Below are 23,182 nucleotides of genomic sequence, written 5' to 3' on the forward strand. Positions count from 1 at the left end.
CCCAGTCGCGCCAATCCATCGATCACGGCTACACACGCCCGCGCCGCCTCCTGTCCCTTCACCACGAAGTGATCCTCGAAGAACCGCTGGTGTTCCGCATGATCGTGGAAGTGCTGCGGCGTCAGCACCATCGACAGCACCGGCACGTCCGTGTCGAGTTGCACACGCATCAGCCCGTCGATGACGGCGGAGGCGACGAACTCGTGCCGATAGATGCCACCGTCGACGACGAAGCCGCAACCGACGATCGCCGCATAGCGGCCGGTACGCGCCAGCCGCTTCGCATGCAGCGGGATTTCGAAAGCGCCGGGCACTTCGAACACGTCCACGCGGTCGCGCGGCACGCCGAGCTGGGCGAGTTCCGCCAGCAGCGAATCGCGGCCGCGGCCGACGATGTCCCTGTGCCAGCCGGATTCGACGATGGCGATGCGTTGAGAGGATGAATTGCGCTGAGTCATGATCGTTCCTCGTTCAATGGAAACCGATCAGGGCGCACGGGCAGGCGCGCACTTGCGCCACGCGCAAATGCACGACGACACGACCCGCATGAAGCAGGCCGCGACCCGTTCTCTAACCGGACTGTACCGTCGGCTCCGGAATCGCACCGGATCTGCTGTCCCCGCGACGATGGCTCGTCGCGGGCGCCCGCGGGCTTGTGCTGCACCTGTCAGTCGATGCCGCCATTACCGCCGGTGGGGAATTGCACCGCACCCTGAGAACTTGCATCGCCCGTTTGTACGGACGTTGCGGATCGGGGCGGATTATATGCCGCCGATTCCTTCGCCAGGCAACGGCAACGCCGACATAATGCGCGGCATGACGCTTCGGGCAGGATTGATCGGCTTCGGTCTCGCAGGACGGTACTTTCACGCACCGCTGCTGACGGCTGCGGGTATCGAGCTGCGGTACGTGACGACGAGCCGCACGCAGGAACTCGCCTCCGTCCATCGCGATGCGACGGCGCTCGACTCGGCGCAGGCGCTGATCGCGCGCGACGACATCGATCTCGTCGTCATCGCGTCACCGAATCCCCTGCATGTGCCGCAGGCCCGCAGCGCCCTGCTCGCCGGCAAACATGTCGTGGTCGACAAGCCGATCAGCATCACCGCGACCGAAGCGCAGTCGCTCGCCGATCTCGCGCGCGAGCGCGGGCTGATGCTCGCGGCATTCCAGAACCGGCGCTGGGACAGCGATTTCCTGACGATCCGCAAACTGCTGCAGGCGCAGCGGCTCGGACAGATCGTCTCCTTCCGCGCGCGCTGGGATCGCTTTCGTCCCGCGATCGCCGATCGCTGGCGTGAACGCGACGAACCCGGCAGCGGCATGCTGTATGACCTGGGTTCGCACCTCATCGATCAGGCGCTGTGCCTGTTCGGTCGACCCGACTGGCTGCAGGCCGATGTATTCGTGCAGCGCCAGGCAGGTGTCGTCGACGACGGCTTCGAGATCCTGATGGGCAAGGGATCGCTGCGCATCTCGCTCGGCGTCGGCTCGCTCGCGGGTCCCGGCGACTTCCGTTACTGCATCCACGGCATGCAGGCGAGTTATCTCAAGCAGGGCCTGGATCCGCAGGAAGATCAGCTCCGCGCCGGCATGACGCCGCTCGACGAGGGCTTCGGCATCGAGCCGCGGGAGCAATGGGGCACGCTGCTGTCGACCACGTCGTCGCAGCGCGAAACCATCCCCGCCGAACGCGGCCGCTGGCTGACATTCTATGAGTCCGTGAGGCAGAGTATCGCCGGCGGCACTGCCGCGCCGGTCGCTGCCGACGAGGCGCGCAACATGCTGGAGCTCATCGAAGCCGCACGCCGCAGCAGCCGCGACGGTCGACGCATCGTCTTCTGAAACCCTCCACTCTCAACGATCCCCTACCGCCATGCCCTCCTTCGACATCGTCTCCGAACTCAACGCCCACGAAGTCGCCAACGCGCTCGACCAGGCCAGCCGCGAAGTCGGCACGCGCTTCGATTTCAAGGGCACCAACGCGAAGTTCGAACTCAAGGATCTCGTCATCACGCTGTCCGCGCAGTCGGACTTCCAGCTCAAGCAGATGCTGGACATCCTGCGCCTGAAGCTCAGCAAGCGCGGCGTCGACGTGCAATGCATGAAGGTCGACGATCCCGTCGTCACCGGTTCGACCGCGAAGCAGATCGTCACGCTGCGCGAAGGCATCGACACCGAGCTGGGCAAGAAGGTGCAGCGCCTGATCAAGGATTCGAAACTGAAAGTGCAGGCCGCCATCCAGGACAAGCAGGTGCGCGTCACCGGCAAGAGCCGCGACGATCTTCAGGCCGTGATCGCGATGGTGCGCAAGGCACAGCTCGAACTGCCGATGCAGTTCACGAATTTCAGGGATTGAAGAGTAAGAGCAAGAGAGCCGCAAAAGACCGCATAAAAGAATTTCCCGAGCAATTGTCAGTTCTTTTTTGCGGTCTTTGCGGCCTCTCTGGCTTCCTGCGGCTCTGCTTTCCGAGGGCTGATACCGCGCTACGCGGAAAGCACGTCGCGGATCGACGCATCCTTGGCAAACTGCGCCTTCGCGTACGTACAGGTTGCCGTGACCTTCGTCTGCGTTGCGCGGGCCCACTGCACGAGGGTATCGAGCAGGCTGCGGCCGACACCCTGCCCGCCGAGGCTCGGGTCGACGATCGTGTGATCGATGTCGATCAGCGCAGCATTCGTGCGGCGGTAGGTTATCTCGGCGATTCTCTTGCCCTCCTGCTCGATGTAGAAGGCACCGCGATCGTCTGTCTCTTCATGGGCGATGGGATATTTCATGGATTCTCTCGTCGTCGATTACTGTCGGGGTTCGTGCGGAGCATAGGCCTGCCATTCCTTGCCGACGATCAGCCGCGCACCGCGCGTGAAGGTCATGTACGACCAGGCCCATTGCACCAGCACGATGATGCGGTTGCGGAAGCCGCTGAGTCGATAGATATGTACGAGCAGCCAGACCCACCACGCCAGCCAGCCCGAGAGTTTCATGCCGAAGATTTCGCAGATGGCGCGGCTGCGGCCGATGGTCGCGAGCTGGCCGAGATTGCGATAGCGGAACGGCGTGCGTGGTTTGCCGCGCAGATCATTGCGGATCATGTCGGCGGCGTAGATGCCCTGCTGCATGGCGACGAGCGCGACGCCCGGCAGCGGCTTGCCGTCCTCGCCATTGCAGTGCGCGAGATCGCCGGCCACGAAGACTTCGGGATGCTCCGGCAGCGTGAGATCGTCCTTCACGACGACGCGACCTACCGGATCGACCGCCGTACCCAGCGTGCGGCCGATGTCGGCGGCGCGCACGCCCGCAGCCCATAGCACGGTGGATGCGGCGACCTGTTCGTTGCCGATCGTCACGCCCTGCGCCGTGACGTTCGTGACGCGCGCCGACGTCCACACCTGCACGCCGAGGGATTCGAGATCGCGCATGGCGCGCGCGGCGAGCTTTGGAGCGAACGACGGCAGGATGCGTGGGCCCGCTTCCACCAGGATGACGCGCGTCTGACGCGGATCGATGGTGCGGAAGTCGCGCGCCAGCGTGTAGCGGCTCATCTCGCCGATGGCGCCGGCGAGTTCGACGCCCGTCGGTCCGCCGCCCACGACGACGAAGGTGAGGTGCTGCCGTCGCAGCGCGATGTCGTTCTCGCGCTCGGCCGCTTCGAACGCTTCCAGTACGCGACGGCGGATCTCGGTCGCCTGCGGCAGGTTCTTGAGGCCTGGCGCATGCGGCTCCCAGTCCTCGCGACCGAAGTACGCGTGCTGCGCGCCGCAGGCGAGCAGCAGATAGTCATAGGGAAATTCGCCGCAGTCCGTCACGACGACGCGACCTGCGATGTCGATGCGTTCGGCGCTCGCCTTGATCACGCGCGCATTGCCGCGCGACAGCAGGCTGCGGATCGGTGCGGCGATTTCCGCCGGACTCAGCGCCGCCATCGCCACCTGGTAGAGCAGCGGCTGGAACAGGTGATGGTTCTCGCGATCGATGACGGTGATATCGACCTCTTTCAGCCGGCGCATGCGACGCGCTGCATTGAGCCCGGCGAATCCGGCGCCCACCACGACGATCCGTTTCAATCCTCACCTCTTCAGTCGGCGCGATGTGTGCTGCCGTCCATCTTGTCGCGCGCCCATTCGAGCACCGGCTCCACGCGCGGCGACACCAGTTTCAATGCGCCGTCGAAGTCGACCCAGCGGTATTCGTTGTGTTCGGGACGCCCGAGCTCCTCGATCACCGGCAGCGTGACTTCGACCGTGCGGGTTCGCGCGATGTAGTAGCGCGCCACCTTGCCGCGGCTGTAGGGACCGGTTTCGGTGTGATCCCGCCCCCAGATGAATTCCAGATCGTCGATCAGCGATTCCTCCCGCACTTCGCGGATCGCGGCCGCCAGCGGCTCCTCGCCGGCCTCGACCATTCCCTTGGGAAAATCCCAATGATTGAAGGCGCGCAACAGCAGGAAGCGCCAGCCGTCGTGGGTTTCTCGCGCAACCACCACACCAGCCGACAATCTCGTGGTTCGGGGCATGCGGCCAAGTATATAAGGGCAACCTGCGCGTGGCTGCTGCGGTCTTCAGCATGTGTCGTGCATGCAAGACCGCTCTTGCATGTCGATGGCTTGCCCCCATTCGATAGCCTATGACTATTGGAGGCTGCGTGGCATCATGCCCCGCCCCATGGTCCGGTCCCCGCACTCATGAACCTGCGCGATCTTCGTTACTTCGTGGCCCTGGCCGACACCCGTCATTTCGGCAAGGCGGCCGAGCGGTCGTTCGTCAGCCAGCCGACGCTGTCGGCACAGATCAAGAAACTCGAGAACTATCTCGGCGTGCAGCTGATCGAACGTCAGCCGCGCAAGGTGACCCTGACGGAAACCGGCATGAAGATCCTGCCGCTCGCCCGCAGCATCCTGCAGGAAAGCGATGAGATCGTGTCGCTGGCGCGCAATGAACACGATCCGCTGTCGGGGAAACTGAAGGTCGCACTGATTCCCACCATCGGCCCGTACCTGCTGCCGCTGGTGGCGCGCAAGCTGCGCAAGCAGCTGCCGCAGCTCAAGGTGATGCTGTACGAGTACCAGACGCAGCCCCTGCTCGACCGGCTGCGCGACGGCGAGATCGAACTCGGCATCCTGGCCTTGCCCGTGCCCCACGACGGGCTCGAAACGCGCGATCTCTATGAAGAGCCGTTCACCGTCGCCGTGCCGAACCAGCATCCGCTGGCGAAGAAGCCGAACGTGAAACTGGACGACCTCACCGGCGAGAACCTGCTGCTGCTCGAAGACGGGCATTGCCTGCGCGATCAGGCGCTCGACGTCTGCAGCCACATCGACGTGAAGGAGAACGACGACTATCGCGCCACCAGCCTGGAAACATTGCGCCAGATGGTGGCCGCAGGGCTCGGCATCACGCTGCTGCCGGAGCTGGCAACGCAAGGGCCGTTTGGTTCGGGTCACGGATTGACGGTGAAGAGCTTCGCGCGGCCGGTGCCGACGCGGACGGTCGGCGCCGTATGGCGCAAGAGCAGCGCGCGATCCGAAGCGATCGATGCCGTGTGCGAAGTCATCCGCACGACCCTGAAAGGATGAAACCATGAAGCCTCGCCGATCGTTGCTGATGGCAGCGCTTGCGCTGATCGCGCTGCATGGCTGCGGCCAGGCACAGGGGCCGTCAGTGACGGTTCGCGATGCATGGTCGCCCGCGGCACCGCCGGGCGCCGCCGTCGTGGCGATCTACGGCGAGCTGATCGCCGATCGCGATGATGTATTGATTCGAATCAGGACGCCGGCAGCGGACAGGGTCGAACTGCATGCAACGAGCGAAGAGAACGGCATGATGAAGATGCGTCCGGTCACGCGGCTGGAACTGAAGGCCGGTACGCCCGTGCAGCTCGCGCCGGGCGGCATGCACCTCATGGTCATGGGCTTGCATGAGCCGATTGCCGCAGGCGGCGAAATCCCGGTGACCTTCGAGTTCGAGCACGCCGGAAAAATTGCGGTGAGCGCGCGGGTGAACGCGCCGCAATGACCGCGCCCTCGCCCGACATCAGCGACCTGCACGACGAACAGATCGTTGCCCTGCTGCGCACCGGCGCGCACGCGGTGTTGCTCGGCGCCTACTTCGGCGATGTCGCCTATCGCGAGCTGAGTCATCTGGCGCGGCTCGCCGCCATCCGCCGCGACGAACGCGGCCAGCGCGTCTTCATTCTGCCCGGCATCATGGGCTCGCGGCTCGCCGACGTCGGCACCACGCCCGTGGGCCTGGTGTGGCTGCATCCCGGCGCGGTCGGCGCGGGCTCGCTGTCGAGTCTCGCGCTGCCCGGATCGCCGTCGCTGCGCGCCGTCGGCATCATGCTGCCCGGCTATCTCAAGCTGAAACTGTCGCTGGAGATCGCGGGCTTCCGGCCGGTGTTTCATCCCTTCGACTGGCGGCGCGATCTCGTCGAACTCGGCCGCGAATTCCTGCAGGCCGTCGAACAGTGCGCCGATCGCAAGGTACTCGTGGTCGCGCACAGCATGGGCGGACTCGTGGCGCGCGCCGCGATGGCGCAGGACTCGCACGACCGGATCGAACGGCTGGTGCAGCTCGGCGCGCCGAATCACGGCTCCTACGCGCCGTTGCTCGCGTTGCGCGCCGTCTATCCCACCGTGCGCAAGATCGCCGCACTCGATCAGCATCACACTGCCGAAGAACTGGCGCGCGATGTGTTCCGGACGCTGCCGGGACTGTATGAACTGTTGCCCGAGCCGCTGTTCGATCCTGCCTCCTGGCCGCGCGATGCACTCGTGCCGCAACCCTCGCTGCTCGCGCGCTCGCGTCAGTCGCGCTCGCATCTCGCCGACGCCGACGAACGCTGCCTGCTGATCGCCGGCACGAGCCAGGAAACCGTGGTGGCCGCGGACGTGCACGACGAGGAATTCGCATTCACGGTGCGGCGCGATGGCGATGGCACCGTGCCGCTGCCGCTCGCGCGATGGCGCGGCGCGCGAACGTGGTTCGTTGCCGAGAATCATGGCGCGCTGACCCAGAACAACACCGTGCTCGCGGCGGTGGATGAACTGCTGCGTCAGGGCGATACGCGGCGATTGCCGGATCGGGCACCGAAGGCGGATCAGTCCGGCGAACGTCGCGTGCTGGAAAGCGAACTGCGCCGCCAGGCCGTGCACAAGGTGCGCTGGGACGAACTCTCGCTCGACAGCCGGCGCCGGATTCTCGATCCGGTGCTCACGCCGGAATTCCTGGGCGTCAACAAAACGACGGACGTTACGTAAAGGACCTGCCCTCTTCTGTAGGTCAGGCTTCAGCCTGACTCTTGAGAGGCCGGCTAAAGCCGGCCCCACAGGAAGAGGCATCATCCCTCAAGCCCTCCGTCCTCCGGACGATATCTGACTCAGGCGACGCAACACGCATCGCCGCGTCATTCATCCCGAGGAACGTACGTGTCCGTGTCGCCGCGACTGCTACGACTGCCCGCAGGCACGCTCGTCGCCACCTTGCTGCTCAGCAGTTGCGGCGGTGGTGGCGGCAGCAGCGACGCGCCCGCGAGTCCCGCGCAGGTGGCGCCACCGCGTGCCGTCTCACAGTCGGATCTGCAGATCGCGCAGCTTCTGTACGCGGGCACGCCGCGTACGCCGGCCGGCTTCTATCAGGAAACCCGGCCGTCGGGTCAGGACCACGTATCGACGGTGCATCTGAAGAACACGGACATCGATCCGTCGCTGTCCGCGCCGCTGCCGCAGCACGAGCTGTGCACGGACGACTGGAGCATCGCACTCGACTGGTCCGAAACCAGCGCGCAGCAGGCTGCGCAGTATGCCGACCTCGTCGCGACCGACGACGACGCGCGCTACTTCGAATTCGCGCGCAGCCGTTCCGGCGATCCGGATTTCCATCTGCGCGAGCGCGTATTCAAGTGTGCGTATCTGAACCGCGCGACCGCGGACCTGCGCGCTCCCGAAGGCTCGGCCGGTCAACTGAATCTGCGCCCGCTGGTCGCGGAAGAGCTGCGCACGCTGTCCGAGTACCTGTGGCAGTTCACGGGCTACAACAACTTCGGCCACGTCGTGCTCAAGAGCAGCGGCACGGCCGCGGCCGCGACGCTGACGCACACGCTGGTCATGGCGAATCTGGAACGTGGCGGAATCTCTGCCGGCTGCGACCGCATCGACGTAGTCGCGTGGCGTCACACCGTCGACACGACCTCCGGTGCGCTGCAGCTCGACGTGGAAACGCTGTGGAGTTTCGGCGCCCGCGAGAGTGCGGGCGGCGGAGAGCTTTGCCAGTAGGAAGCAGTGCTCCGCCTGTGGGGCCGGCTTCAGCCGGCCGCTACAGCTCAGGCCGGCTGAAGCCGGCCCCACAGTAAGAGGAAGAGGAAGAAGGAGACCCTTCTCAGTGCCGCAGGATGCGGTTCTCGCGCAGCGGCGAACGAGGCAGGTAGCCTTCGCTTGGCGTTGCGCCGAACTGCGTCTTGCCGAGCACCACCGGACCGGATGGCGGTGTCGGGCAGCTGCCGGTCCCGATGTGTTGCAATGCTGCAGCGAGGCGCGCTTCGCCGACGTCGCCGAGTGCATGAGTGAAATCGTCCAGCACCGCGCAGCCGGGAATTTCGGTGCCGGCGCTGCCAACGACGTTCTCCGGCGAGAAGCCATCGGTGTAGTCGCCGAAGCCCATGGCATTCACGCCTTTGAACTGGATGGTGAAGTACGTCGTGCCGCAGTTGGGTGTCGCGTAGAAACCGTACGGCTTGCCGCACGTCGTGCCGCCGATCTGGATGACCTCGACACCCACACCGCGCAGGCCGTTGATGATCGACTCGCTCGCCGAGCAGGTGCCGGAACCCGTCAGTACATAGACGCGACCGAGATTCAGTGTCGGCAGCGCGGCACCGGCATCGGAGTCGTCGAAGAAAGGCATGGGCGCCAGCGATTCACCCGTGACCGGGTCGGTGTTCGGATACTTGTCGTTGAAGGTCAGGCGTTCGAATGTCTTGCCATTGGTGCGGCTCGGGCCGGCGATCATGTAAGCCAGCTCGCTTGCGATGTAGAGATAGCCGCCGCCGTTGTAACGGATGTCCAGCACCAGTTCGGAAATGCCCGTGACGTTCAGCGTGTTGACTGCGCTGATGAGCTGCGCTTCCGCCGTGGCGATGTGGTCGTTGAACAGCAGGTAGCCGATGCGGTCGGTGGTCGGGTTGATCACCTTGACGTTCTGCACCGGGACCGAGGTGATGCTCGCGGAAGTCATCGATACGGTGCGCTGCACACCAGCGGCCGACCGCATCACGAACTGATGCGCTTCACCGATGTTCTCCGGAAACAGTCCGTCGTTCAGGGTGTCGACGTCGTTGCCGGACACCGCATCTGCGCCATCGATCCGCAACACGGTGTCGCCGCGCTGCACGCCTTGTGCAGCGGCCGGCGAGCCGGGCTCGACGTAGGCGACGCGGATTTCGCGAGGCGGCCGGTCCGCGACGAGGAACCACTGCGCGCCATAACCCGCCGACACGCCGGACTGCGACAGCGACTCCCAGACCTCCGTGGGATAGGTGAAGTGAAACTTGTCTTTCGGCGTGCCGCTCGCCGTGACCTGCGAAGTCCTCAGCAGATCGAAGAACTGTTCGGTGTCGTTGTACGCACGCGGATCGAGATCCGGCAATTCGCGATACCAGAGATACGTGTCGTTGCTCCACGAGCGCAGCCAGTTGTTCTCGGCGGCGATCGAGCCCGGCTTGTCGGGATAGGCCTGGCCGGTGACGGGGCTGCTGCCCGAACGCGGCGCGGCGCAGAGATTCGCCAGTCCCTTGTAGGTCGGATAGACGCCGGCGGAGTACGACACCGTGCTGCCGTTCTGTCCATTGCTGCTCGCGCCTTTCTGCGAGCTGCTCTGCCCGCCGCAACCGGCGAGCAGCAGGGCGCCTGCGCACAACGCGCCAACCGGAATCGGGAATTTCACGAAGAAGTCTCTGCCAGCGATCATGCCGTCCTCCTGACGTCAGTCATCGCGGCAATGTAATACACAACGCCGCCGCCCACACCGGGCGCCGCGGAACGAAGCGCGATGCAGTTCACAGGATCAGGAAGAATCAGGGACCCTGGACGGTGAAACCGATCGTGGTCATGCCGTTGTCGCTGGCCGCGAACACCGCACCGCCGTGCATCGCGGCGACCGCCTTGACGATGGCGAGGCCGAGGCCGTGATTCTCGCCGCCGCCGCTGCGGGCGCGGTCGCCGCGATAGAAGCGATCGAACAGTCGCGGCAGGGCTTCCTGCGGAATGCTGCCGGGATTGCGAACGGCGATGCGCGCGTGATCGGCGCGCGATTCCACCTGCACGGTGATCTGCGCGCCGCGCTCGGCGTGTTCGATCGCGTTCTGCAGGAGGTTCGTCATGGCGCGTCCGAGCAGCGACGGTTCGATGCAGGCGCGCGCGTCGCCTTCCACCTGCACGCTCATGTCGGCGTCTTCGAGCAGGAACTCCATGAACTCGACCGTGCGTTCGACTTCCTTCGCCACCGAGACTTCGACGCGGTGCCGCGCGAGTTCGCCGCGATCGGCGCGCGCCAGGAACAGCATGTCGTTGACGATGGCGCGCAGCCGCTCCAGTTCTTCCAGATTGGAATACAGGATGTCCTTGAGTTCATCGACGCCACGCTCGCGCGACAGCGTCACCTGCGTCTGGCCGATGAGATTGGTCAGGGGCGTGCGCAGTTCGTGCGCCACGTCGGCATTGAAGGCTTCGAGCTGCTGATAGGCGCGTTCGAGCCGGTCCAGTGCGCCGTTGAAGGAATCGGTGAACTCGGCCAGTTCTTCCGGCAGGTGCGCCGGCTGCAGGCGCGTCGACAGCCGTTCCGGCATCAGCGACTGCGCTTCGAGCGACAGCCGCTGCATCGGCCGCAGGCCGAGCCGTGCGATGTAGTAGCCGAGCAGCGCCGCGATGATCGTACCGCCGCCCACCAGCGCCACCAGCCAGAGCGTGAACACCTGCAGCGTCTCGATGAAAGGCGTGGAATCGGCCGCGACCATGACCCGCACGTCGGGACGCTCGCCATTGCCCGGCACGGTGCGGACCAGCGTCTTGCGCGGCGGCTCGCGATCGCCTTCGGCCAGTACGCCGAAGCCTTCGGCGGCGACGAAGCCGGCGGGCAGCGGATCGCCATACGTGAAGCGCGGATCGTCGCTGAGGATGCGGTACTCGATGCGTCCGTCGGCCGGCGTCATGGCCTCGAACTTGTTGCGCACGTGCGTCCAGTCTTCGGCCCGCACGGTCTTGACGATCAGCGGACGGTTCACTTCCAGGCGCGTGTTCAGTTCGGCGCGCTGATGCCGCAGCAGATCGCGTTCCAGCAGTTCGTGCAGCGCGACGCTGATGAGCGCGAGCAGCACGAAGCTGGAGATCGCGAACATCACGGCCAGGCGACGGCTGATGGAGAGCGTCATGCCCGCCCGCTCGACTCGCGTACTTCGAGCACATAGCCCATGCCGCGGATCGTGTGCAGCAGCGGCGTGGCGAACGGCCCGTCGATCTTGGCGCGCAGCCGCTTGATCGCCACTTCGACCACGTTGGCGTCGCTGTCGAAGTCGACGCCCCAGACCAGTTCGGCGATGGTCGTCTTCGAGAGGATTTCGCCGTGCCGCCGCGCCAGCGCCGCGAGCAGCGCGAATTCCTTGGCGGTGAGATCGAGCCGCCGGTTGTCGCGCCAGGCCTTGCGCGCCATCAGATCGATGTGCAGATCGCCGACGTAGAGCTGCGTGGCGTCCTGGCCGCGATTGCGGCGCGTGAGCGCATGCAGTCGCGCCACGAGTTCGAGAAACGAGAACGGCTTGACGAGGTAGTCGTCCGCGCCTTCGCGCAGGCCGCGCACGCGATCGTCGACGCCGTCGCGCGCCGTCAGCATGATGATCGGCGTCTGCTTGCGCGTGCGCACGGCGCTCAGCGTGGCGAAGCCGTCGGCCTTCGGCAGCATCACGTCGAGCACGATCACGTCGTAGTCGTACTCGAGCGCCCTGTGCTGGCCGTCCAGCCCGTCGCGCGCGACATCGACGGTGTAGCCCTGCTCCGTCAGTCCGCGTTGCAGATAATCCGCCGTCTTCGGCTCATCTTCGACAATCAGCACCTTCATTGCATCGCTTCATTCGGCCGGACGACGGTTCGCCCGGCGTGACTCTACGTCGTACTGCCGGACGCGGCCACCCTGCGCTCCAGACTGACGGTGTGCTGACAACGGCGTAAGCCTGGGAGGTGCAGTTCTTCTGCAGGTCAGGCTTCAGCCTGACTGTTTTCAGGCCGGCTGAAGCCGGCCCCACAGCAAGCAGCAGCTACGTCAGCTTCGCCCGCTCCACGCCGCAGCGCCGGCAGCGCTCCGCGCTCACCAGCCTGCCCTGCTTCACATCGAACCGCCGTTCGCCGAGCGTCTCCCATTTGTGGAAACCGGACGTGCACAGCGTCCTGCCTTCGGCACGCTTCTGTTTGTATTTGCGCAGATTGACGATGGACATGGGAGGGCGGCTGGCCTGCTGGTCTCTGGTCTGCTGGCCAGAGTAAGAGAAGCGCCGGTGCGCGTCATCACCCTGGGCGGCTGTTCGCGGAAGAGATACGCACACGGCTGCGCGTTCTACGCATCGTCGTTCCAGGTGCCGGCGCCGATACTCCGCCGCGGATCGCAGCGCCACGCGCGATCCGACATCAATTCGAACAGCGGGCCGGCAGTCAACTCTCGGTTGCCGGATGAAATGTCAACGAACACTGGCCGCGTTACGCGGTCCTGCACGGGAACACGGGAGACGCACCATGTCGAGTCGCCTTCGATCTGCCGTATGCATTCTGGTCCTGCTGCTGCCGGCAGTCGCACTGGCCCAGCAGGACCTGCCGTTTCCTGCGCCTGCATCGGCCAGCACGGCGGGCCCGACGATCGCGCAATCGGTCTACAAGACCGCGAAGCACACCGGTCACCTGCCCGCCGGCGCACCCAACGTCCTCATCATCATGCTCGACGACGTCGGGCCGGCGTTGCCCGATACCTTCGGCGGTCCGATCCACACGCCGACGCTGACGCGGATCGCGAACAGCGGCATCGTCTACAACCGCTTCCACAATGCGGCGATGTGTTCGCCCTCGCGCGCGGCGCTGCTCACGGGCCGCAATCATCATCGCGTTGGCTTCGGCCAGATCGCCGAACTCGCCAACAACTGGGACGGCTACACGGGGCACTGGCCCGCCACGACAGCGTCCGTCGCCAAAGTGCTCGGCTACTACGGCTACAACACCGCTGCCTTCGGCAAGTGGCACAACACCCCCGCGGAACAGACGACCGCGCAGGGACCATACGATCGATGGCCCGCCGGACGGCTGGTCGGTTTCGACTATTTCTACGGCTTTCTCGCCGGCGAATCGTCGCAGTGGGAACCGGCGCTGGTACGCAACACGACGCGCGTCGAGACGCCGGAGAAACAGAACTATCACTTCACCAACGACATGACCGATGACGCGGTGAGCTGGCTGCGCCGGCAGAACGCGATCGCGCCGGAGCAGCCGTTCTTCATGTACTGGGCGACCGGCGCGTCGCACGGACCGCATCACATCTTCAAGGAGTGGGCCGACAAGTACAAAGGCAGGTTCGACCAGGGATGGGATGCGATGCGCGAGGAAGTCTTTGCGCGCCAGAAGAAGCTGGGCTGGATTCCGGCCGATACCCGACTCACGGCGCGGCCCGCGACACTGGCCGCCTGGGCCGATATTCCCGAGGATGAGAAACCGTTCCAGCGCCGCTTGATGGAAGTCTTCGCCGGCTTTACCGAGCACGCGGATACGCAGGCCGGCCGGCTGATCGACGAACTGGAACGGCTCGGCATTCGCGACCGGACGCTGGTGCTCTACGTCTGGGGCGACAACGGTTCGAGCGCCGAAGGCCAGAACGGCAGCATCAGCGAACTGCTGGCGCAGAACGGCATTCCCACGCAGATCCGGGATCACCTGCGCGCGCTCGAAGGGCTCGGCGGACTCGATGCGCTGGGCAGCAACAAGACGGACAACATGTATCACGCCGGCTGGGCGTGGGCCGGCTCGACGCCGTATCAGGGAACCAAGCTCACGGCGAGCCACTTCGGCGGCACGCGCACGCCGCTTGCCATCTCGTGGCCCGGCAAGATCGCAGCGGACAAGACGCCCCGCTCGCAATTCCATCACGTCAATGACGTCGTGCCGACGATCTACGACGTGGTCGGCATCCGCACGCCGCAAACGGTGGACGGCGTGACGCAGCAGCCCATGGATGGCGTCAGCATGAAATACACCTTCGCCAGCGCGCAGGCGCCGGGACAGAAGCAGGCGCAATACTTCGAGTGCATGGCGGATCGCGGCATCTATTCGCCCGATGGCTGGTACGCCGCGGCGTGGGGACCGCGCACGCCGTGGGTCGCGGGATTGCCGGCCGGTATCCAGACCTGGGATCCCTCCAACGACCCATGGTCGCTCTACAACTTGAACGAGGACTTCTCGCAGTCGACCGATCTCGCGGCGAAGCATCCGCAGAAGCTCGCCGAGCTGAAGCAGCTGTTCGATCGCGAAGCGAAGAACAATCTCGCCTATCCGATCGGCGGCGGCCTGTGGTCCGTCATCTGGAGCCCGCAATCGGCGCCGCAGAACCCCGCGACCGAATTCCACTACACGCAGGACGTGACCGGCGTGCCCGAATTCGCCGGACCGAAGCTCGGCGCGCGCAGCAACCTGGTCACCGTGAATGTCGATCTCGCCGCCGATTCCGCCGGCGTGCTGTACGCGCTCGGCGCGTTCTCCGGCGGCGTCTCGCTGTGGGTCGACAAGGGCCGGCTCGGGTACGAATACAACCTGTTCGAGATCGAACGCACCCGCCTCGAACCGCAGGCCCCGCTGCCGACCGGAAAAGTGAAGATCGAAGTGGAAACGCGCATCGCCGCGCCGCGCGGCGCCGCCGACGTCGTCATCCGTATCGACGGCAAGGAAGTGGCGAAGACCCGCGTGCCGCGCACGGCCGCGCTGGCATTCACTGCGAACGATGCCTTCGACGTGGGTGTCGACAATTACTCGCCGGTGTCGCAGGCGTATTTCGATCGCGCGCCCTTCCGGTTCAACGGCACGATCGACAAGGTGGAGATCAGGTATCTGAACTGAGGCGCAGACCGGAATCCGCCGGCCGTTTGCCGCAGAACCTTTTACGGACCATATTCAGTCCGCATTCGCGGGAGTCACGGCATGCGCTATTCCACCCAGATCAAGCCCATCAGTTATCTGAAGGCCAACGCCGCCGATGTGCTGGAGGAGCTCGCCGAGCAACGCAGACCGCTCGTCATCACCCAGAACGGCGAAGCCCCCAACGAACGCCGACCACGTCCTCGATCGGTTGCTGGAACTGGCGGAAAACCTGGCATCGACACCGGAACGCGGCTCGGCGCCCAAGGAACTGCGTGCACTGGGCATCGACGAGTATCGTCAGGTCTTCTTCAAACCCTATCGCATCAGGTATCGCGTGCTCGACAAGCGCGTCGTCATCTACGTGATCGCCGATGGCCGGCGTGACATGCAGAGCCTGCTGGCACGGCGACTGATCGGCTGAGCGATAGCTCGCCGACATGCGATACGTTGATCTCAGTCCGGCGCGTGCCACAGCTGCGCAGGACAAGGTACGATCGGCGCGCGAAAGGACAAGCCGCCAGACGAGTGAGATCGCCGGGTTGAATGCGTACGAACAGTAAGGAGACAACGATCATGGAAGCACAACAAGTTCATGCCCTGACCGCCACCTTCGAGGGCCATGCACAACGCACGGAAAACGGCATCGAATACTGGCTGGCCCGCGACCTGCAGCATCTGCTGGGCTATGGCAAATGGGACAATTTCCAGAGCGTGATTTCTAAGGCCAGGACGGCCTGCGAGGTGTCCGGTCACGCCATTGCCGATCATTTTGCCGACGTCGGGAAAATGATCGATCTGGGCAAAGGCGGCCAGCGGGAAATCGAGGACGTGATGCTCACCCGCTACGCCTGCTATCTCATTGCCCAGAATGGCGATCCGAGAAAGCCGGAAATCGCCTTCGCGCAGACCTACTTTGCCTTGCAGACGCGCAAGGCCGAGCTGATCGAACAGCGCCTGCTGGAAACGGAGCGGGTGCAGGCACGACGCAAGCTGTCGGACACCGAGAAGGAACTTTCCCAGGTCATTTTTGAACAGACCGGCGGCAATCGGGATTTCGCAGTGATCCGCAGCAAGGGCGATCATGCCTTGTTCAACAAAAGCACTCAGGCCATGAAAGCCCAGTGGCAGGTGCCGGACAACCGTCCCCTGGCCGACTTCGCCCCCACCATCGTCCTCAAGGCCAAGGACTTCGCCACCGAGATCACGATCCACAATACCCGCGTTCATCAGATGAGCAACGAGCCCGCCATCTCCCGCGAGCACGTCACCAACAACGAGGCCGTGCGCCAGACCCTGCTCAGTCGCGGCATTCGCCCCGAAAGCCTGCCACCAGCCGAGGATGTGAAAAAGGTGGAGCGCCGCCTCGCGTCGGCGGAAAAGAAGACGCTGCAGCGTCCGGACAGGTTGCCTGATGACGAGTGAGCAGCGCGGGAAAACCCGTGTATTCCTCCTCAGTGCGTCATCGCGTAGGTGACTACATTCACTCCCATCATGTACGAGCGCGTGGAGAACGTTTCGAAATACCACTCGCCGTAGGCTTCGCGTTCCCAGCCGTCGCCGATATCGGTGTTGTGGGTGGCGACGACCATGACGCGGCCATCGTCGTCGAGCCAGGCGCGCATCTGCGGTTCGCGCAGTGAACCGGCGGGATACTTGTGGGCGCCCGCAGGTTCGGCAGTGTCGCCGCCGGGACTGGCGAACGGCAGCGCGGGGATCTGCGGCATTTCCTTGAGATCGAACACGGTGTGGAAGATGGGATGCTCCGGCGTGAGCACGCGCCATTCGCGGCCGGGCAGCACTTCGCGCATGACGTTCGCGAACTGCTGCCATTCGGCATCGCCCCAGAAATCATCGACCCAGACGAAGCCGCCGTTGGCGAGATAGCGTGCGAAGGCGGCGATCTCCTCGCGCGACAACACCATGTAGCCGGGGTCGGACATGTACAGCAGCGGGAAGTCGCCGAGATCGGGCGCGGTCAGCAGGCGGCTGGCGGCTTTCGGATTGACGTCGATGCGCGTGAGCGTGGCGAGGCGGCGGCTGAAATTGTCGTCGCCTTCGGGAAAGTCCGTTTCCCAGCGCGCCCAGAAGCGGCCGTCGTAGACGTAGTACGCCTCGCCCATGCCGCCTTCGCTGTTGTAGATCGCGCGCACGAAGTTGAGCTTCGACAGATCCGGCGACTCGCCGGAACGGCCGCCGTCGCCGGGCAGGTCGGTGTCGGCGGCGGCGAGCGCTGCGACGAACAGCACCGCGAGACTGGCGATGGGACGGCCTTTCAACATCCGCGCGCACCCTCGCTGTTGGTGCAGGCGCCGCCGAGCCTGCGGTAGTACTCGGCAACTGCCTCGCGATACTCGGGCGAATCGGGAATCGCTGCCGAGGTATGCGCCGACGGCGCACTGCGGGATTTTTCCAGCGACGCGAGCGTGGCGAGTTCGAGGCGATCGACGAGCTGCGTCACCGCGGCGAGCCGATCGGCGAGTGCGCGGCCGTTGAGTCCGCGGGCTTCGCGCGCCATGCGGCGCAATGCCTGGATGTCTGCCGCCGACAGGTTCAATCCCTGTGCGCGTGTCGCCATGTCCTCGATGCGCTGGGCGATCTCTGCGGCTTCACGCGACCGGAACTGGCCGGAACCGTCTTCGAGCGGCGCCGAGGTCGCACCCGGATTCCAGGCCGTCAGACCGCTCGTCCGCGGCGACGGACCGCCTTCGCCGCTCTGCGCTTCACCATTCTGTGCTTCACCGCTCTGCGACGATTGTCCTCGCGGCGACTCGCCCGCGCCGCCCGCTTCGCGCAACGCGCGCCGCAGTTCGCCGAGTTCGGCCAGCAGGCGCTGCGGATCGGCGCCTTCCTGCGAGGTTTCGCGCTCGCTGGCGGCGATCTGCGCGACGACGCGCAAGTTGCTCTCCAGCACATCGAGCGCATCGGCGATGAGTCCTTCGCGCGGCGCGGCGTCGCGGGCGCGGCCGTAGCGCACTTCCATGGCGCTGCGCTCCAGTCGATGCTTGAGATTCGCGGCTTCGAGTTCGCCCAGCGCCTCGCCGAGACGGCGCGCGGCGTCGGGATTGCGGCTGCCGTGATCGTTCATCGCCGCGCGCATGTCCTGCTGGATGCCGCCGACTGCGTCGGCCATGCGCTGCTTGCTCTCCACCAGCTTGCGCGAGCGTTCCGGCGCGAGCTGCCCGCGCTGCTGCGAAGAGGCCATCGCATCGCCGAGCGCGTCATACAGATCGGCTTCGACTTCGCGCTGTTCGTTCACGAGTTTTTCGGCGCGCTCGGCGAGCTGGTTCAGCTCCTCCGCAAGACTCTCGCCGCGCGGCTGCTGCATGCGCTCCAGCGCGCGGCGCAGATTGCGTCCGGCCTCGGCGGCCGAGCGACCGGCCGATTCTCGATCGTCGCCCGCAGTGCTGTTCGCGGCCTGCATGTCTTCGAGCGCCTGGCGCATCGACTCCATCGCCGAGCGGCTGCCCTGTTCGCTGCGCTCGCCGGCCTCGCCGTTCTGCGACTGTTCCTGCTGCGATTGCTGCGAACGCTGTAATTCAGCCAGGCGCCGGCGCAGATCTTCTGCCTCGCGCCGCAACTGTTCCTGCTGCCAGCGCTGCTCGCGCATCGACTGGTTCTGGCGATTCTGTTGCGCCAGCCGTTCCTGGCGTTCGGCGAGTTCCTTGAGCTTGCGGATCGCCTCGTCCAGTTCGTCGCTCTCATTGCGCTGGGAAAGCGACGACTCCGTCTCGTAGTGATTCTTGTCGACGTCCATTTCCAGCTCGAACATTTCCGTGAAATTGCGTGCCGCCTGCTGGCCACCGCCGCGCGCCTGGTCGCGCTGCATCGCGACCTGCACGTCGCGGAAGGCGGACTCCGCGCGCAGCAGTTGCTGCAGCGCCTGCTGTTCGAGCGGAATGGCGTCGTCGAGCTTGAAGTCGCTGAGATGCTTCGCCGCCGGGTCCATGACGGCCGCGGCGCGATCCAGGCTTTCGACGAATCTCGCGATGCGTTCGTCCTGGTCCACGCCGCCGCGGGCACGCGTGCGTTCTGCCAGCGTGCGCGCCTGTGTCGCAAGCGTGACCTGGAGTTCCGACAGCATCTTCGCGCTGTCTTCGAGTTGCGAACGCGAGCGCGCGTTCGTACGCATCGAGCGCTGCGTGTTCCACGTCGCCAGCAGGATCTCGCGCTGGCGTTCGGAAATCGCGCCCTGCTCGTTCGCGTCGCCGCCTCCGCCACCGCCGCCGCCCTGGCCTTCGCTGAAGCGACGCTCGAACGGCTGCACCTGGACCACGAACAGATCGGTTTCGACGCTCTGGCTGCGATCCTTCGCCACCGCGTAGTACGACACCAGATCGCCGGGCGACAACAGCTCATCACCGGACTCGCGCCGCTGTTCCTGGCCGAGTTCTTCCATGCGCAGCAGCGATTCGACATCGGCCTGTTTCTGACCCGACGCAATGCGTCGTGTCCTTTCCTCGCCGCCGTTCACCGAGTAACGCAGCTCGACCTGCTGCAGCCGGAAATCGTCCTGCGCCTGCACGGCGACCGGCACTTCCTCGATGCTGGTCGCGCGCCAGTCGCGCCCGGGCTTGCGGATCTCGATGGTCGGCTTCTGGTCTTCGATGATCTCGATGCGGTAGTCGTCGGTCAGCGTGACGAGTTCGTCCATGACCCGCGCGCCGATGTGATAACTGCCGGGCTGCGTCACTTCGAGCGTGCCCGTGCTGCCGCGTGCCGTGGATTTCATATCCGCAGTCCTGCCGTCGATGACCAACACCGGCGACTCGAGCGGCGCGCTCGCGAACACTTCGATGTCGACTTGCGTATCGGCCACTGCGCGGATGTCGCGCGAGACGTCTTCGGTACGGGGCGCCAGATCCGTCCAGCGCGGATAGCGGTAGGTGAGCCGCACGCGCTCGATCTTCGGCAGATCGACCACGCCGACGCTGTGCTCGTGGCTTCGTTCCTCGCCGCGCCGATCCTGCGCCGTCACGTAGTAATGCAAGGGCGCGCGCAGCGCGAACAGCTTGAACTCCCAGCGCACGGCATCGCCGTCCTGCACGGCCTGCATCGGCGCGCGTTCCCAGGTCGGCTGGTCGTCGAAACGCACCATGACCTGCGCGTGCTCCGGATCGAAGCCTTCGACCGCGGCGCGGATGGTCAGATCGCTGTTGCGACGGACGGTGACGTCGCCCGGCGCCACCGCGATGCGCCGGAGGGGCACGGCCTCGCGCGGCACGGCGCTGCCGAGCAGCAGATGACGACTGCCGTAACCCCAGTACGATGGCCCGATCAGCAGCAGGCAGGCGAGTCCCATGAGAACGGCGGCCACGATGCCGGCGTGCGTCCACAGCCGCGTATCGGAAATCGCCGCGCGCGCGGGTGTCGCGCGTTCTGCCTTCAATGCATCGGCGGCGAGCAGTTCGGTCAGCGGCGAGGGACCTTCCTGCGTTTCGCGGCGCTGCGCATCGAGATAAGTCTGGAGGCGTCCGCCCTGTGCCGGCAGGCGACGCTCGAACTCGTGCGCGCCATCGTCGCGACGCAAACGCCGCAGCGGCAGCAGCGTGAGCAGCAGTGCGAGGCTCGCAACGATGACGATCAGCGCGATGCGTCCACCGGCGACGAGATCGGCGCCGAAGCCGTCGCGCTGCAGCCACCAGACGAGTGCGAGCACCAGCAGGAACGCGCTGCCGGCCGCGACCGCCGCGGCGCGCACATATATAAGCGTGCGAATGCGACGGCGCAGCTCGCCGAGGTACTGTTCCAGCCGGACGCGGGCGCTCATCGCGGCACCTCGCGGCGCACGATGAGGAAATGATTTGCCGCCAGGATCTGCGCCGCCGCGAGCGCCATCGCCAGCATCAGCAGCCAGTAGCCGAGAGAGACGCGGGCCGGCGGCGTCTCGGCCGCAGTCGTCCCCGCCATGCGCAGCGGCTCCGCCGGACGCTGCATCTGCAGCCAGCGCTGCCGGCTGCGTTCCGGCAGGGGAGCCAGATTCGATTCGCGGATGTCGCTGTTCACGGCGAGCCACCTGGCGCCTGCGCCAGTACGGATTTCGTAGAAGCCGGTCTGCTCCGGGATCAGACGGTCGGCGCCGGCCGTTTCGTCGAGACTCAGCACGCGCCGACCCTGCGGATCGAATATCTGCCCGCCCTGCGCGGCGGTCAATCCGGTCATCACCACCGCACCGACGCGCGCGCTGGCCGTTGCTGCACCCGCGCCCGTAAGCCAGTGGGTGGCCTGCGCCATGAAATTCACGAACAGCGGATGCGTGGCGAAATCGTTCCAGTCGCGCGCCAGCGGTGTCGTCAACACCAGCAGCCGGCCGGCGCCGAGTCGGCGCTCGATCAGCAGGGGATCGCCATCCTGCAAGGCGATCAGCACCGTGTCGTGCTCGCCTGGCATCACCTGGAGATGACGCAGGAAATGCACGTCCTGCCAGCCGTTCGCGTCGCGCAGCGCCGGGTGACTCGTGTCGACGCGCGCCACGCGGGTCGGCTTTGTGACCACATCGCGCAGCGAGAATCCCGCCAGCAGGCCGCTGCGCTGTTCGCTCATGCCCGGCCCGAGCAGGACGAGTCCCGCACCGCCGGCGCGCACGTAGTCATCGAGGCGCGCGCCGGTCGCGCTGCTCAGCGCCGCCATGTCGGTCACGACGACCGCGGCGTAGGACTGCAGATTGCGATTGTCGATCTCGCGGGCGGCGCGCTGTTCGGTGCGCAGCCGCGGCGTGGAGAGCGAACCGATGGCAGCGGCCGCGTACACGGCATCGTCCGCTTCCTGCGTGCGCGAGACGACGAGCACGCGCGGCGCGTCGTGTTCGAGCATGGCGAAGTGCCGATCGTCCTGCGGCAGGGCATCGGCGGGTTCGAGCCGCACTTCCATGCGATGCGTGCTGACGCCGAGTTCAGGCAGGGGCAGCAGCACGCGGGCCTGCGCGAGCGCCGCTTCACGCTGTATCGGTTGCGCCAGCAGATCGGGAGGTGGATTGCCTTCGCCTTCGCGCAATACCGGCAATCCGGCGGCCGGGCCGATACGCAAGGGTCGGCGCGCCACTTCGTTGCCATCGATCGACAGCACCGCCTCGAGCGTGAGCGCCGTCGTTGCCGACGTGCGCACCTGGACGGCCACTTCATTGGCGCCTTCGCGCTGCACGTCTTCGATGAACGTGTTCGCGGCCGGACCGGTACCGACATCGTGAAAGACCGGTCGCGCCCCGGGCGGCGGTTCGAGATCGGCGAAGCGCAGCGGCGTCGCCGACTGCTGCAGGTCGGAGATCAGGTGCAGTTCCACCGGCAATCGCGCGGTGCCGAGCCACGCGCTCGAGGTGGACATCAACAGGCCATAGTCGAGCCGTCCGTTGCCGGGCTGCACTTCGCTCAGCGCGGCGCGCACGGTGTCGCGCTGGTTCGCCGGCACGGTGTTGTGCACGACCTGGATTTTTCGGCCGGAGGCGTCGACCAGCAGCAGCTGATCGCCGGGGCTGGCGGCGTCGATGATCGCGCGCGCCTCATCCAGCGCGAGCTGCCAGCGATCGCCGTACTGCATCGACAGCGACGTATCGAGCACGATGGCGTGCAGTCGCGCATCGCGATTGACGACGGGCACCGCGCGCGGCGATACGAGCGGACCGGCGAAGGCCAGCACCAGCGCGATCAGCAGCAGGATGCGCAACGCCAGCAGCAGCCAGTAACGCAGCGTGCGTCTGGCGGTGCGCTGGGTCTCGCTCGCTTCGAGCAGCATGAGCGAAGCGAAGGCATGGCGCGTGGGATTCGCGCGCGCCACGCGGTGCAGCCACAGCGGCAGGCCGATGGCGAGCAGTCCGGCGAGGATCGTGGGCGCGAGGAACATGGTCAGCGGACCGATCGTGCTGAGAGGCCGAAAGGTTCGTCCCGTCCTCCGCGACAGCGGGAGAAGGACAGGATGGGGGGTTTCTGTAGGTCAGGCTTCAGCCTGACTGTTTTCAGGCCGGCTGAAGCCGGCCCTACAGTGAGAGGCCCCCACCCCAACCCTTCCCCGCTGGCGCGGAGGAGGGGGTCAGAGGGAGCGCG

General features: G+C 65.9%; 20 protein-coding genes and 1 riboswitch. Of the genes, 9 read left to right on the plus strand and 11 right to left on the minus strand.

The genetic code is table 11. The annotated features are described in order from the left end of the window. Positions 1–458, minus strand: a 458-nt coding sequence (locus V7D81_RS16255; protein WP_324318141.1) for a 6,7-dimethyl-8-ribityllumazine synthase, incomplete at its 3' end; no start/stop codon positions are given. 103 nt (positions 459–561) lie between these two features. Beyond that, positions 562–724: riboswitch (FMN riboswitch) on the minus strand. A 92-nt stretch (positions 725–816) separates the two neighbouring features. Here V7D81_RS16255 and V7D81_RS16260 point away from each other — a divergent pair. Then, positions 817–1,845 (plus strand): Gfo/Idh/MocA family oxidoreductase, encoded by a 1,029-nt coding sequence (locus V7D81_RS16260; RefSeq protein WP_324318143.1) that lies wholly within the window; start codon positions 817–819, stop codon positions 1,843–1,845. Positions 1,846–1,876: 31 nt separating this feature from the next. Beyond that, a complete protein-coding gene (locus V7D81_RS16265) occupies positions 1,877–2,359 on the plus strand; it encodes a YajQ family cyclic di-GMP-binding protein (RefSeq protein ID WP_324318146.1) in 483 nt (160 codons plus the stop codon). Positions 2,360–2,487: 128 nt separating this feature from the next. Here V7D81_RS16265 and V7D81_RS16270 read toward each other — a convergent pair whose 3' ends face one another. From V7D81_RS16270 to V7D81_RS16280, 3 genes are read right to left on the minus strand one after another with little or no spacing between them, the layout of a single operon-like run. Next, positions 2,488–2,778, minus strand: a complete 291-nt coding sequence (locus V7D81_RS16270; RefSeq protein ID WP_324318148.1) for a GNAT family N-acetyltransferase — start codon at positions 2,776–2,778, stop codon at positions 2,488–2,490. A gap of 18 nt (positions 2,779–2,796) precedes the next feature. Continuing rightward, positions 2,797–4,065, minus strand: coding sequence for an NAD(P)/FAD-dependent oxidoreductase (locus V7D81_RS16275; RefSeq protein WP_324318150.1), 1,269 nt, complete (start codon positions 4,063–4,065; stop codon positions 2,797–2,799). An 11-nt stretch (positions 4,066–4,076) separates the two neighbouring features. Beyond that, positions 4,077–4,514 carry an NUDIX domain-containing protein gene (locus V7D81_RS16280; RefSeq protein ID WP_324318151.1) on the minus strand — a complete coding sequence of 146 codons (438 nt, stop codon included), beginning with the start codon at positions 4,512–4,514 and terminating at the stop codon, positions 4,077–4,079. A 168-nt stretch (positions 4,515–4,682) separates the two neighbouring features. Between V7D81_RS16280 and V7D81_RS16285 the strand changes: the two genes are divergently transcribed. From V7D81_RS16285 to V7D81_RS16300, 4 genes are all read left to right on the plus strand, one after another. Further along, positions 4,683–5,573 carry a LysR substrate-binding domain-containing protein gene (locus V7D81_RS16285; RefSeq protein WP_324318155.1) on the plus strand — a complete coding sequence of 297 codons (891 nt, stop codon included), beginning with the start codon at positions 4,683–4,685 and terminating at the stop codon, positions 5,571–5,573. A gap of 4 nt (positions 5,574–5,577) precedes the next feature. Beyond that, complete coding sequence (locus V7D81_RS16290; RefSeq protein ID WP_324318157.1) at positions 5,578–6,012, plus strand: copper chaperone PCu(A)C; 435 nt, start codon at positions 5,578–5,580, stop codon at positions 6,010–6,012. Beyond that, positions 6,009–7,256 (plus strand): esterase/lipase family protein, encoded by a 1,248-nt coding sequence (locus tag V7D81_RS16295; protein ID WP_324318158.1) that lies wholly within the window; start codon positions 6,009–6,011, stop codon positions 7,254–7,256. Before V7D81_RS16290 ends, V7D81_RS16295 begins: the two co-directional genes overlap by 4 nt. Positions 7,257–7,424: 168 nt before the next feature. Then, the gene (locus V7D81_RS16300; protein WP_324318160.1) at positions 7,425–8,270 is read left to right on the plus strand and encodes a hypothetical protein; all 846 of its coding nucleotides are present in this window, start codon (positions 7,425–7,427) and stop codon (positions 8,268–8,270) included. A gap of 103 nt (positions 8,271–8,373) precedes the next feature. Here the strand turns inward: V7D81_RS16300 and V7D81_RS16305 are convergent, their stop codons facing one another. The 4 genes from V7D81_RS16305 to V7D81_RS16320 form a co-directional block, all read right to left on the minus strand. Further along, positions 8,374–9,960 (minus strand): S41 family peptidase, encoded by a 1,587-nt coding sequence (locus tag V7D81_RS16305; RefSeq protein WP_324318162.1) that lies wholly within the window; start codon positions 9,958–9,960, stop codon positions 8,374–8,376. Positions 9,961–10,066: 106 nt separating this feature from the next. Further along, positions 10,067–11,419 carry a heavy metal sensor histidine kinase gene (locus V7D81_RS16310; protein ID WP_324318164.1) on the minus strand — a complete coding sequence of 451 codons (1,353 nt, stop codon included), beginning with the start codon at positions 11,417–11,419 and terminating at the stop codon, positions 10,067–10,069. After that, positions 11,416–12,102, minus strand: coding sequence for a heavy metal response regulator transcription factor (locus V7D81_RS16315; RefSeq protein ID WP_324318167.1), 687 nt, complete (start codon positions 12,100–12,102; stop codon positions 11,416–11,418). Before V7D81_RS16315 ends, V7D81_RS16310 begins: the two co-directional genes overlap by 4 nt. A gap of 196 nt (positions 12,103–12,298) precedes the next feature. After that, positions 12,299–12,478 (minus strand): hypothetical protein, encoded by a 180-nt coding sequence (locus tag V7D81_RS16320; RefSeq protein ID WP_324318169.1) that lies wholly within the window; start codon positions 12,476–12,478, stop codon positions 12,299–12,301. Between the two features lie 292 nt (positions 12,479–12,770). On the opposite strand from V7D81_RS16320, the gene V7D81_RS16325 reads away from it, so the two are divergent. The 3 genes from V7D81_RS16325 (at position 12,771) to dinD (ending at position 16,571) form a co-directional block, all read left to right on the plus strand. Further along, positions 12,771–15,128, plus strand: a complete 2,358-nt coding sequence (locus V7D81_RS16325; RefSeq protein ID WP_324318171.1) for an arylsulfatase — start codon at positions 12,771–12,773, stop codon at positions 15,126–15,128. A 136-nt stretch (positions 15,129–15,264) separates the two neighbouring features. Then, a complete protein-coding gene (locus V7D81_RS16330) occupies positions 15,265–15,570 on the plus strand; it encodes a type II toxin-antitoxin system RelE/ParE family toxin (protein ID WP_324318173.1) in 306 nt (101 codons plus the stop codon). Between the two features lie 152 nt (positions 15,571–15,722). Further along, positions 15,723–16,571, plus strand: coding sequence for a DNA damage-inducible protein D (gene dinD / locus V7D81_RS16335; RefSeq protein WP_324318175.1), 849 nt, complete (start codon positions 15,723–15,725; stop codon positions 16,569–16,571). 29 nt (positions 16,572–16,600) lie between these two features. Here dinD and V7D81_RS16340 read toward each other — a convergent pair whose 3' ends face one another. The 3 genes from V7D81_RS16340 to V7D81_RS16350 are packed head-to-tail and all read right to left on the minus strand — an operon-like array spanning position 16,601 to position 22,982. Then, positions 16,601–17,428 carry a DUF4159 domain-containing protein gene (locus tag V7D81_RS16340; RefSeq protein WP_324318177.1) on the minus strand — a complete coding sequence of 276 codons (828 nt, stop codon included), beginning with the start codon at positions 17,426–17,428 and terminating at the stop codon, positions 16,601–16,603. Then, positions 17,422–20,916, minus strand: coding sequence for a hypothetical protein (locus V7D81_RS16345; protein WP_324318179.1), 3,495 nt, complete (start codon positions 20,914–20,916; stop codon positions 17,422–17,424). Before V7D81_RS16345 ends, V7D81_RS16340 begins: the two co-directional genes overlap by 7 nt. Then, the gene (locus tag V7D81_RS16350) at positions 20,913–22,982 is read right to left on the minus strand and encodes a BatA domain-containing protein (RefSeq protein ID WP_324318180.1); all 2,070 of its coding nucleotides are present in this window, start codon (positions 22,980–22,982) and stop codon (positions 20,913–20,915) included. The genes V7D81_RS16345 and V7D81_RS16350 overlap by 4 nt, the downstream gene beginning before the upstream one ends. Between the last annotated feature and the right edge of the window lie 200 nt (positions 22,983–23,182).

The sequence above is a fragment of the Povalibacter sp. genome (assembly GCF_036735925.1).
Taxonomy (GTDB): domain Bacteria; phylum Pseudomonadota; class Gammaproteobacteria; order Steroidobacterales; family Steroidobacteraceae; genus Steroidobacter.